Genomic DNA, 13,099 nt, shown 5'->3' with positions numbered 1-13,099 from the left:
CCAACGCCGATATCGTCGTTTCTGGCCGCGAGGAAGTGCTGGACGATGAAGGCGCGGTTGTGACACCAAGCACGATCCGCACAATTTCGCCAGAAGATGGCGATCTGATCGTACAGTCCGACAATACGGCTGGCATCAATGCATCGCTTGATACCAGCACCATCGCTGAAGGTGGTGGTGGTAACACCGTTGCGATTGGCGCATCGGTTGCGTTCAACTCTGTCGGGATCGACGGTCAGAATATTCTGTTCAATCTTGCTGACACATTCGTTGGCACGACAGTTGCGACACCAAACCCAAGCAGTGCAACGGCCCGTGTGGCCCGGTCCACCGTTGATGTGGCCGAGGATGTCATTGTCGATGCCGATAATAACACAACGATCAAATCCGAGATTGTAAACGCAGCGGTTGCGACAGGCGTATCGATTGCCGATAAGTCCAACGCTGTGGCCGTTGGCATGGTCATCGCCATGAACCGGGTTGCATCCGATACTACAGCCGAGATCGTGGATGCCCCAAGCGTCATTGCTCAGGATGGTTTGGTCAAAGTCACATCTGACGATGTAGCAGCAGTCGAAGCCGCTGTAACAGCCGCAACCGTTTCTGCTTCGGTTGGCGCGGGCGGCGCGAAATCCGTTTCGGTCGCGGCGAGCTTTGCCCGTAACGAAATCACTTCGAACGCAGATGCGGCGATCCTGCGCTCTGATGTTGAGGCGGAAACAGATCTGACTGTTGCGGCCATCCGCAACGCACAGATCGACGCCAAAGGTCTGTCGGCAGCAGTAGCTGTTGGTTTGACGGCCGGTGGTGGCAGCGGTGGCGATGTCAGCTTCTCCGGCGGTGGCGCGGTTGCGTTCAACTCGATCCGCGGGCAAGCAGCAGCCAAGGCTGCTGACAGCACGTTGGATGCCAAAGGCACAATTCTGGTCGATGCAAAGAGCATCAGCGCGATCAACGCGACTGTTCTCGCGGCCAGCGTTTCGGGTATGATCAATATTGGCGGCAGCGGCACGACTGCCGTTGGTATCGGTGCCTCCTACGTCGACAACATGATCGGCTATGATCAGAGCACGCCTGATCTGACCGGCGAAACGGTTCTGAACACGACCCAACGGGTCACAACAGTGAATACCGGAACCTATGTGCAAGGCACAGAGGGTAGCCCGGTTTCCGGACATACATACAAATACATCGGGACCGCCCCACGCCAGGTCCAGGACGAAAACGGTGGTGTACTGGCAAACGGTGTTGATCTTGCCCTTGAGGACTATTCTGACACGAACTTGTGGGAACGTGTTGGCCTGCAAAAGGCCGCCAACGCAACGGCCCTTGCCTCTGTCGACAATGTTCAGACCACAGATACGACACCTGCAAAACTCTCAGTGACAGCGCTTGCTGCGCAAACAATTAACGCGACCGCTGCTGCGGCCGCTGTTGCGCTGGCTGGTTCGACCGCGAATGCAACGGCTGTCGCGGGTGGCGGTGCTGCGGCCCGTAACCGGATTGCCGGTGGCGCTGTTGCTGAGGTGACTGGGACAAACACTGACATCACAGTTGGCGCCGCCGAAGTTCTGGCCCGTGATGCCAGCACCATCAACTCTCTGGTTGGTGCAGCAGCTGTTAGCGCGGCTGTTTCCGGGAAGTCGGCTGTGTCGCTCTCAATCGGGATTGCGCTCGCCTTTAATGACGTCGCAAACGAAGTAGCAGCGCGCATTGTAGGTGCGGATGTCACCGCTACAGGTGCAGACGGCGTCAAGGTGGAAGCTGTGACGGCCCCGCCTGAAAGCTTCTCGATCACTGGCAATAGCACTGTGACCGCCGCGAACCTTGATGACCTGGCGCAGGAAGAAGTTGACGCTGACGGCAATGATATCAACGGCGATGCTGCTGGTGACGGCAATGTGTTGACGGCTTTGGTCGGGCTGATTGATGCGGAAATTGCTGGTGATACAGTTGGCAGCACGGTCAGCAACCTCAGCGATCTGGTCTTTACGGAATCCGAAGACGGTAATGGCTGGACCTTGATTGATGGTCTGGGGCGCAAGATTTCCCTTGCGACTGGTACCGGCAATACATTTGACGTCGAGATTGGTACGATTAACGCTGTCTCGGGCGCGGCTGCCTTTGCACTTGGCGGAGGGAAAACCGGTGTCGCAATCGCCGGTGCCGGTGCCTATAGCGAAAACGTCGTTCAGTCGAACACCACCGCATATCTTGATGCCGCGACGGTCACTGCAACGGGTGGCAACGTAGACATCGACGCCACTAACAAGAGCGCGATCAACGCGATCACAGTTGCGGCTGCGATGTCTGTCGGTCTGGGTAAAACCGGCGTTGGCGTGTCCATCGGTGCCGCGATTTCGCAAAACCTGATTGGGCGCGAGGCCCGTGGTGCTGGCGATCCGATTGGTACCTCAGCCTACATCAAAAACAGTGACGTCTCGGCCTCTGGTGATGTGAGTGTCGATGCATTGTCCGAACAGAAGATCAATGCGCTGAACGTCGCGGGCTCTGTGGCTATTGCGGGCGGCAAAATTGGTGTCGCGATTTCAGGTTCTGGCGTCTATGTGCGCAACGTGATTGATACCGAAACATCCGCCAAGATCATCGGCGATGTTGGCCTTGCCAGTCCCGCTGCTGTCGATGGTGAGAATGTCACCGTGAAGGCGCAGAACAAATCCGACATCAACGTTATCGCCGCGACGGTGTCGGTCTCTGCCGCCTTTGGTAAGGCTGCTGTTGCGGTTTCAATGGGTGCGACAGTTGCTGAAAACCAGATCTACGGCCTGACGACGGCCCAGATTGTGGATTCAAACGACGGTGGCGTTCAGGCCCGCACCGGCGATGTGCTGGTCGAGGCAAACGACATGGCCCGGATCAATGCGGTTGCCGCCGCTGGTGCGCTGGCCATTGCGGGCGGTGCGGCTGGTATCGGTGTCGCACTTGCAGGTGCGCTGGCCTTTAACCGCATCGGCGCTGGCGTGTCCGCAACGGTTGAGAATTCACTTGTCACCGCCACAGCGGGCGATGTCAGCATTCTTGCAAGCGCAGATGGGCGTATTGATGCCCTGAACGGTGCTGTGTCCGCTGCGATTGCTGCGGGCGGCACGGGTGTTGGCGTGGCCATCGGTGCCGCCTTTGTCAGCAACCAGATTGGCTATGGTTACGGGGCATTGGTTGCAGACTACAACAGCAGCCAAACGGTGAACGCAGGTGACATCACAAATGGCACGACTGTGCGGATCAACAGCGGCATCAACGAAGGCCGCACGTTCCAGTACATTGGCGACGCCCGCCTTGAACCGAATGTTGATACCAACGGTGACTGGGAGATCACAGCCCCGGGCGACAACATTCCGCTGATTGCGGTTGACTACAACAACCCCGAACAGTGGGTTGAGGTCAATCTTGCCAAGGATGCCGTTCTGGTCACGGCAGGCGCGATGAACAGTGACATCAACGCGGGCGGCGACCTGTTGATTGATGCGCAAAGCAATCAAAAGATCAACGCAGCCTCACTCGCTGTTGCGGCGGCGATGGCCTTTGGCGGCACAGGTGTTGGGGTTTCGGCCTCTGGTGCTTCTGTCCTGAACCGGATCGCAAGCAGCCCACTGGCCTTTATCAGTGGCAAGCTCAGCACGGGTGTATCGGCCGGTACGGTGACTGTCCAAGCAGATGATGAAAGCACCATCAACGCAGCAAGCGTTGCCGGTGCCTTGTCCGTTGCGGGTGGGTCCACTGGTGTGGCTGTCGCGTTGGGTGTCTCTGTTGCCTACAACACCGTTGAAAATGCGGTAACAGCAAAGATCGACAATAGTGCAACTGTCGTCGCAACCTCTGCTGTGGGCGACAATAGTGTACTTGTCCGGGCAGGTTCAGCGACCCAAAACGCCGAAAGCCCACTTAGCATGGGTGGCTTGACCGCTGCGCAGCTTGATGATGCTGCCGGGACGGAACTTGAAACAGTCCAGGCAACCATCGAAGAGGTAGTCAATGGTGTGGTGACCATGGTCACCAAGGATGTCGAGCGCGCAGTTGCATCTGACGTCAGCGCCGACAATGCAGTGCTGGCCACGCTCAAGACAGCGCTTGAAGCGAACTACACTGTTGAGGGTGCGCTACGGATCAGCGTTGTCTCGGAAGGGCAGTATTGGGTTGTCGTAGACGAATCCGGCACCGCCTGGAACATCACACGTGATGGTGCGAACTTCTCTGCACAACGTGTCACCATCAATGCATTGTCTGGCGCTGTATCTCTTGCCGCCGGTTTCGGTTCGGCGGGTATTGCGATTGCCGGTGCGGGTGCCTTTGGCCAGAACGTCGTTCTGACCAACGTGGACGCCCATATCGACAGTGCGACCGTGACGGCGAATGCCGAACAATGTGAAAGTCCTGGCCGATAGCCAGTCTGTCATCAATGCGGCCGTCCTGTCCACATCGCTGGCACTTGCCGCCGGATCAACAGGCGTTGGTATCGCCATCGGCGTCTCTGTCGCGCAGAACTATATTGGCAAGTCCGGTTCAACCGGAGCGACACTGCCCGGCACGGGGGTTACAACCGCCTACATCAGCAACAGCACTGTCACCGCCTCTGATGATCTGATTGTCAAGGCGACGTCCGACAAGGCGATCAATGCACTTGTTTTTGCCGGTGCGGGTGCGGTCAGCGTGGGTGCTGTCGGTGTCTCGGTTTCCGGGTCGGGCGTTTATGCTGAAAACATCATCGGTGGTGCAACCGAGGCGAATATCGCCATCGGTAACCAACTTGTCCAAGGTGGGACAGTCACTGTCCAGGCGATGGACACATCGCGGATCGAAGCGATTGCTGCGGCAGTTTCGCTTTCGCTTGCGCTGGGCAACATCGGCGTTGCGGTATCGCTTGCCGGGGCTGTCGCCGAGAATGCGATTGATACGACAATCAAGGCCTCTGTCACCGAGGTCGCTGCGGCAAGTACCGGCAGCTTGGTCGCGACATCTGGCAATGTGCTGATTGATGCCAAAGACGATGCGACGATCCGCGTGATCTCTGCTGCTGCGGCGATTGCGTTGGTAGAAGCGGTATCACTGCAGGTGTGGCTGTTTCAGGCGCAGGTGCGCTGGCATTCAACCGGATCACCAACAAAGTATCTGCCGAAGTCATCGGCGCGACGATCAATGCGGCCTCTGCCACAGCACTGGTCCCTTCTGGCAACGACGTGCAAGCGACCGCTGGCGCAGGAAGCCAGATTTTTGACGATAGCGGTGTTCTGCTGCCAGCCTTTGCAAATGCCTATACCATCGCGCGTGATGCTGTGACCGGCGCGCCGATTTATCGGCCTGTTGCCGGAGGGTCAGGTTTTGAACTGGCCCTTGTGCAGGTCACAGGCCCAACTGCTGCCGATGATCTGGTATGGCTGGCGAACCCTGATGCAGATGCACAGGACCTGAAGGAATACAAATACAAGACCGAAGTGCTGACCCGTCAGCTGCCGGTTCCAGACACCAACCCTCAGGAATTCGTCGAAGACACATACACTGTCGTCACATTCGAGGAACCAACAGTTGATAACGACGGCCTGCTGAGCGTTTGGTTGCCTGACGATACCTCTGCTGGCACAGAGCCTACCGTGGTTGAGGCCCGTGTTCCCGAACTGGTCGCAGGCACGCCAATCCCGCAGAGCATCTCTGTTACGGCAACGGGCGACGCGACGATTGAAGCGGCGATTATCTCTGCGTCTGTATCGCTGGGTATTGGCGGAACAGCCGGTGTCGGCGTTGCGGTTGGTACGTCCTACGCCAAGAACGAAATTGGTGCCAACAATGCCGCTGCCGGTGAGCCAAGCGGCGTCTTTGCCAAGATTGATGATGCAAGCCTGAGCGCCAGTGATGATATCACGGTCAGCGCCCAAATGACGTCTGACATTGACGCCTTTGTTGGCAGTTTCTCGGTTGCATTGGCAGGTGGCTTCGTGGGCGTATCCGGCGCTGGTGCCGGTGCATTCGCCGATAACACCATCGACTATGCTGTCATGGCCGAGGTTGACGACTCCACGCTTGATGCCGGTGGAACTGTATCCGTTGTAGCCACAGACATGGCCACCATTGATGCAAAAGTTGACTCCGCTTCTGTGGCCCTTGCCGCGGCGTCGTCGCCTTTGCAGGCGCAGTTGCGGTATCGACTGCCGACAACGCGGTCGACAACACGATCGAAGCTTCTGTGAATGGGTCAGACGTTGAGGCCACCAATCTGAACGTCACGGCGACAGATGACACCACTGTCAGCGTTCAGGCCCGTGCGGCTGCGCTGTCGGCCTCGATCGGTTTGGGTGGTGCATTGTCAGGCGGTGGTGCATTGGCCGACATCACGGCAACCAGCACTGTCACTGCTGAAATCAGAGGTGGTGGGAACGCGGATAAGGTGAACGTCAGCAATAAGATCGATGTTGCTGCGACCAACCAATCTGATCTGGACGCCAATGTCGAAGTCCTCAGCGTTGCAGCCAAGCCTGATCGGTCTTGCTGCCAGCGGTTCGTTTGCGACTATTAACACCCGTCAGACAGGTTCAGCCAAAAGCGTTCAAGCCAATGTCGGCGGTGTCGATCTTGATGCAGGTACCCTTGAGGTCGATGCGCTGTCATTGATCGCAGCCAAGGCCAACGTCGAAGGCATTACCGTAGCTTCCACCGCAGCGGTTGGCGTCAGCGAAGCCAATATCCGCACCGGTGCCCAAGTTGGCATGGAGATCGGCAACAGCCTGGGCAGCATCAACGTTGGCACACTGGATGCCACTGCTGGATCAGACGGAAACCCTGCTGGATCACGCATGGCTGACGCTACCGCGAAAGCATCGGGCGGCGGGCTACTGATAGGTATAAACTCGACCTCTGTTTTGGTGTCGAACACCGACGATGTTGCTGCAACCGTCGGAAATGGCGCAGATATCACTGCGGGCACATTCGTGATGGACGCGTATTCCAACGTCAAACAGCTGGCCAATTCAAAGGCGGCGAGTGTTGGTTTGGTCGGCGTGGGTGCTGCGGCATCGCGTGCGGAAAGCAATACATCGGTGACGTCTATCATTGGTGTTGGGGCCGATATCACTGCTGGTGCAATGACTGTAACGGCGAACGGCACAACCGATAACGACGCGAAAACAGAAACGGGTGCCTTTGGCCTTGTTGGTGCGGCAGCGGCAAGCCCAGAGACATCAACAACCGCTGTTGTCAAAGCGGGTCTTGCAGACGGCACCAGCACAGCAAACCGCGCTGAACTTGATGTAAGCGGCCTGTTGCGGATGACGGCAGCACAGCTCAGCAATGTTGATACTGAGGTGGTGACGGAATCCTACGGTGCCATCGCGGGTGCCGGTGCAGTTGCGACCAACACGATCACCTCTACCGTTGACGTTGAATTTGGTACATTTGCCAAGGCGTCCGCAGGGGAAATGGATCTTCAGGCAACCAACAAACTGGTTCGCACAGCGGGCGACAATGACATCGACGGTAAAACAGGTGGTATTGCGTCCGGTGCCAGCGCCAAGAGTGATACGCGCGCCGAAATGCACACGACCATCACCTTTGGCAACGACAGCGATATTGACACGACCGATCCGCAGGGTGATCTGTTGGCCAAGGCGTTCAACGAAATCGCATATGCAGACAAAGTCCGTTTGGAAACCGCTGGCGCCTTGTCTGGTGCGGGTGCCTATGTGACCTTCAACGAACGCGAGAGCGGCGTTTCGGTACCGATCAAAGCGGACATCATCGTCGGTAACCGCGCTGACATCGAAGCCCGTGGCGAGTTGGAATTTGAAGCTTCAGGTAAATTCGATGTCTACCTGCAATCTTACTCGGAAACCTATGGTGCCGCGACAGTAGCTCTTGGCAGCGCAATCATTGATATCCAGCCAGAGAACACGATCCGCATCAAGTCGAATGCCGAGGTGCTGAGCCATCGCGATATGTTCATGTCCACAGGCACAGATCGTAATCTGACCATTGAAGACAGCAATTTAGAAGCCCGGGTCGACAACTTTGCCGGTTCGGTCATTCCAATCGACGACTTGCGCACCCAAGCCATCTATCTGGCCCGCAACGTCATTGTGGTTGAAGCGAATGCGCTGGTTGAGAGTTTCCTCAACATTGACTTGAATGCAGACGAGCTTGGTCTTGCTTCGGTTATCGGCATGGCAAAGGGCACCAACTGGGCCTCTGCCGTTGCTGACGGCATTAACAGCCTGACCGGCGGCACAGATAATTCGACCGGCCCGGGTGAGGGCCTATCTGATGCCCGTTCCCAGATTATCAACAATGGTTTGATCAAGACCGGCGCGCGTCGTGATCTGGAGCTCTCTATTGGTGAAGTGCGCGATGCGAATGATAATCTTCTGGGCTATACATATAACGGCACGCTTGACCCTGACTTTGTTGGTGACGTGAATGACCAGTTCAACCCTGATCGCCTGATCATCAAGACCAGCGAAAAGACCTCTGTTATCCCATCCTCGGGTCAGATTGCGCTGACAAATGCCTATAACAATCTGGCAACCTATGGTGTCTTCACCAGCCCCGGCGTGCCGGACTTGAGTAACAACTTTACCAAATCCTATGTCGATACAATCGCACGGATCGAAGCCCAGATGATCGCCAGCGGCGAAGGCTTCCGCGATGCTGCTGACAACTTCGGCACGATTGAGCGGACAAACCGCGTTATCGTGATTGACGATATCGTCGCAGCTGCCGGTCGCATCAGAATTCTGACCGATCAGCTGACAGGCACCGGTACATTTGATGCGCCACAAGACGTGAAGGTCGAAATCACAAGCGATAGCACTGCGTCGATTGAGTTTGGCGAAATCTACATTCCACAGCGCAACGGTGGCGTTGATTTCAACGGCATCACAGTAACCAGCTTTGATGATGTTGCCGATATCCGTGCGGCAATTCTTGCTGAAAACCAAGTTTCGGTTGCCAAAGACAACCGCCCGCTTGACGTGATTGATGACCTGCAGTTCCTGGGCTTTGTTTCCACGCTGTCGCCAAACAGCTTGCAGTTCAGCCCTGAAACTGTCGGGAGCGGACCAGGTGCCGCCCCCGAGATCACCATTCAGATTGACAAAAATGTGCGCGAAGTGCCGTTCCAGGCAGGCACCCTGCCGACCGGCGATCAGGTTGTGACATTCAAGGGCGAAGTCTTTGCACCAACCGCGAACCTGTCAATCTTTGGCCCACGCGGGCCGAACGAGGTCAGCGTTCTGATTGAGGCTGACGTCAACGTGGCAAACCAAACGGTTATTGTCGGTGGTACGATTCAGATCGGTGTCAAAGGTGACATTCACACCAACGGTGATCCTTATGGCAAATACATCAACAGTGGGATTATCGGTGACACACCGCTGACTGCAGGTACGGAAAATGCGAAAACACCACAAGGTTCAACTGTTGAGCAAATCACTGCTGATCTAATCCGTCGCCAGAATCTAATCAACGAACTCGGTGGCCCACAAACCGGCAGCTCGGCGACCTACATCGACGACACAACCGGTGAGCTTGTGCGTCAGGGCCTCCAAGCGAACACGATCATTCTGCGTGGTGGTTTCGTCAACGTGAACGGCCTGATCCAGGCGGGTCAGTCGGAATTCTCGCTGACACTGACGGATTATGTGCGCAATCAGTTGCTAAATACCAATGGTGTGCGCACCATTGATCTGGGCAACGATGATTTCTTTGGCCGGTACGATAGCGGTCTGAACCGTCTGACTATTGTTGGCATGAACCCCAAGGGTGGTTTGGTCGACATTGAAGGCCGGATTGTTGCCACCAGCCAAGGCAAGATTGTTAGCCATGCGGGATACCCGCATATCACAATCGACAACCAGATGAATCTGGAAGGTCTTGCCATCGAAGGCCTCGACCTTGTGATTGAGTCGATGGATGTCTCGCTGAAGGGCGAAGGCACAATCATCCTGAAGGACAAGACCCGCGGTGTCCGCGACGACGACTCGGATTTGGCGATGTACTATACCGAGTACAAGAGCGACGCGAACGGTAATGTCACAACGACAGACGGGCTGATTGATCCGGTTACTTGGGATGCGTCAAGAGCGATGGGTGCTCTAGGGACCGTTAACGCCAATGCGACCCACTCCGGCGGAAACGCCAGTGGGTCTGTCGGTGGTGAGATCGTGGCAAAGCGTGGCTATAGCACAGCAGACGGTTTCCGTTATGGCTGGGTTGTCGGGCAAGGTGCGCGCACAGAAATCATTCAAGAGAAAACCTATAACTCCTTGTGGGGATTGGACTTCTTGCTTGCTGATGTCACCAACATTCCGGTTGTCGATACAACAATCCTGAGCACCAGCCTGGTTCCAAACTCGAACTACTTCTACTTCGACAATTCGACCAATGCCGATTACACATATGACAGTGATCGTCAGGCCACGCTCGGCACACCAGAGCGGACCGCCTATAAGACGACTACGTCCTGGTACGGCAAGAAGTCGACGTTCGTGCAGTTCACAACGATCGAAACAAGCTTTACCAAGCACAACCATACGATTGCCGCCGACAAGACAATCGACATTGAATTTACGGGCTTCAACAACAGCTCGTTGAACGTCAATGCCGGTCAGGCGAACCTGATCATTGCAGGTAAGATCACCAACGAAAATGGTACGACCACGCTGTCGTCACAGGGCACGATCACCACAGAAAAGGTTGCGGCACAGGGTCTTGCGCCGACAGTTGGCGGTACGACCATCAACATCACGGGTCTGGCCGGTGTTGGTGTGCGTGACTATGGCGTTATCCGCCCAACGGATGCACAACCCTATACGGCCGGTGACAGCCGTGCGCTGAACGCGTTGCAACTCAGCCAGACCGCTGGCGGCACGCTGAATGTCACATCCAACAGCGATATATTGTTGCAGCAAAAGACGGGTGATCTGTCTATTGGCAGTATCCGGTCCTTTGGTGACGGCCTTGTAGAAATTCTGACAGGCGATCGTGACGAAGGCGCGATTGGTGCGAACGGCGGTTCTATCCTGAACGCCGCTGGCGGCAGCTATGTTCAGGGTGGGTCCATCCGTCTTGACGCTGACGGTGCAATCGGTGGTGCCACCGCGATCACGATCGATACAGGCACACGTACAAACGATGTTCTGACCGCCCTTGCGACGGACGATATCAACCTGTTCCAGAACACAAACGATCTGCGTGTCTTCCAAATCGCCTCTAGCTCGGGCGACGTGACCGTGACCATGACGGGCGACAATGACCTGATTGATGCCAACCAAATCCAAGAGGCCGACACCCGGTCGCGCGAAGCGCTGCTTGGCGGCGTCTGGGGTGACATGGAACTGCTTGGCGATGTGACCGCTGCGGGTTCGACCGAAAGCCCGGCGGAGCTCAAAATCCTTGAAGCGATTGAGCGTCTGAACAGCGCCCGCGTCGAGGACTACCGCACGTATTGGGATTGGCGGAACCTGCACAACGACACCGAGCTTGCAGCGGTGATCGCTGGTGATCGCCTTGTCAAGATTTCAGAGGACGACAACACCGATGGCCTGAAGGCCTCCATTGTCGCTCAGCTAGTTGCTGGTGGTGCGAACCAGGCCGACGCTGAAGCCGCCGCCGATAGTCAGATCATAACACTGCAACAGGCCCGCACTGCACAGTTCCTTGAGCAAAATGCACGCTATGGCACAGAGACCAGCGAGAACCTTGATCCCGCGCTTGATCTGACCTCAGCCGACGAAAAGCAGGCGATCCGTGACAGCATCAAAGTCTGGACGCAGGACGAATTGCTGAATGCGATTGGCTCTGGCCTGCTCAAGCCGGTAACCGATACGACGGTCAATATTGAAGACCCCAACATCATCGGCGCGCGCGTTGCAATTGACATCGAAGGTAAAGTTGGCCGGACTGAGGGCGACGTGACCATTCTTGTCAGCGATGGCCGCACCCTGACCGAAGAAGAGCAACTGATCATCGCCGCGGCAGAGCGCAGCGACCTGTTCTTCCTTGTCTCAGAAATCGACACGGTAAACGTGACGTTCAGCCAGGCTGATAACGCGATGATCCGCAGTAGCGGCAGCTGGACTGATGGCACTGGCCCAGAGTTCCGGGTTGGTCAAACCGTTCAAATTCAGGGCAACACCCCGAATGCGACCGAAGACGAGCGTTACTATGTCATCAGCGGCTTCTCTGGTGACGGCAGAACCATGTTCTTTGAGGACACAGGCACAACATTTGCCAAGTCCGTCCTGACCGTCGCCTTGACGACACCGGTTCCGGCGCAGGTGAATGTATCGGCAATCGTGAACGATCCATCGGGTGCATCTGTGCCTGTTATCGCTGATGTCAGCGGCAACACTATCACATGGACAGGCGGCGACTATGACTTTCTGGGTGCCGCACAGGGCGCGTTTGATGACATCCAAGGCTTCCGCGAAGGTGATTTGATCCTGTTGTCCACGACACGGGCCTACACGCCTGCCGAGACCGCAGCACAGGTCGCGACCACCAACGCCAATGACAACCTGTCGCTGTTCCGCATTTCTGCAGTGACTGCGACATCTATGACGTTGACCGATAAGGATGGCAACGCTGTCTCGCTGAATGCGGAAACCGGTGTGACACTGACTGTGGACGAGTTTGTTGAACTGGTCGGTGTGCAGGTGCTTCAGCGTGAGGACTTTGACATTGAGTCCAGCGAGAACCTGAATATCGCTTCGGTTGGCGAAACCTTTGTCGGTACTGAAAACCAGATCCTGCTGGGCACAATCACCGTGGCAGACGCCGCAGATGGCAGCGACGGACAACTCCGCCTGAAATCTGGCAACGGTATTCTGAACAACATTGGATCAACTGCCACTAACATCATCGCTGACTCGATCGTGCTGGAAGGTGGCGATGGTTCTATCGGACGGCTTGCAACAGACACGCTGGCCGAAAACCGCATTTACATGAACCTGTCTGAAGGCAGCATCGTAACAGCACGGACCCAAGGCGAAGTTGTCCTGGCCGAGCGCGACGGTGATTTCCTTGTCGGTACGCTGTACTCGGCGAGCAGCGATGTTGATGTAAAGGCGCTGGCCTAAGCAACATCTATGACGGGCTT

At 56.4% G+C, this 13,099-nt stretch carries 5 protein-coding genes; all 5 read left to right on the top strand.

Annotation, left to right across the window (positions count from 1 at the left end; genetic code table 11):
* Positions 1–35: 35 nt before the first annotated feature.
* From QTO30_RS13625 to QTO30_RS13605, 5 genes are read left to right on the top strand one after another with little or no spacing between them, the layout of a single operon-like run.
* Positions 36–4,403 (top strand): beta strand repeat-containing protein, encoded by a 4,368-nt coding sequence (locus QTO30_RS13625; RefSeq protein WP_340424642.1) that lies wholly within the window; start codon positions 36–38, stop codon positions 4,401–4,403.
* A complete protein-coding gene (locus QTO30_RS13620) occupies positions 4,384–5,295 on the top strand; it encodes a hypothetical protein (protein WP_340424641.1) in 912 nt (303 codons plus the stop codon). Before QTO30_RS13625 ends, QTO30_RS13620 begins: the two co-directional genes overlap by 20 nt.
* Positions 5,196–6,200: a hypothetical protein gene (locus QTO30_RS13615; protein WP_340425939.1), complete on the top strand. Its 1,005-nt coding sequence runs from the start codon at positions 5,196–5,198 to the stop codon at positions 6,198–6,200. Before QTO30_RS13620 ends, QTO30_RS13615 begins: the two co-directional genes overlap by 100 nt.
* Positions 6,197–6,526, top strand: coding sequence for a hypothetical protein (locus QTO30_RS13610; protein WP_340424640.1), 330 nt, complete (start codon positions 6,197–6,199; stop codon positions 6,524–6,526). Before QTO30_RS13615 ends, QTO30_RS13610 begins: the two co-directional genes overlap by 4 nt.
* Positions 6,456–13,079, top strand: coding sequence for a hypothetical protein (locus tag QTO30_RS13605; protein ID WP_340424638.1), 6,624 nt, complete (start codon positions 6,456–6,458; stop codon positions 13,077–13,079). Before QTO30_RS13610 ends, QTO30_RS13605 begins: the two co-directional genes overlap by 71 nt.
* Positions 13,080–13,099 lie beyond the last annotated feature (20 nt).

Origin of the sequence: Yoonia sp. GPGPB17 (assembly GCF_037892195.1) — a bacterium.
Classification (GTDB): domain Bacteria; phylum Pseudomonadota; class Alphaproteobacteria; order Rhodobacterales; family Rhodobacteraceae; genus Yoonia.
Note: the sequence above shows the minus strand (reverse complement) of the source record. Positions and strands in the feature narration are given on the sequence as shown.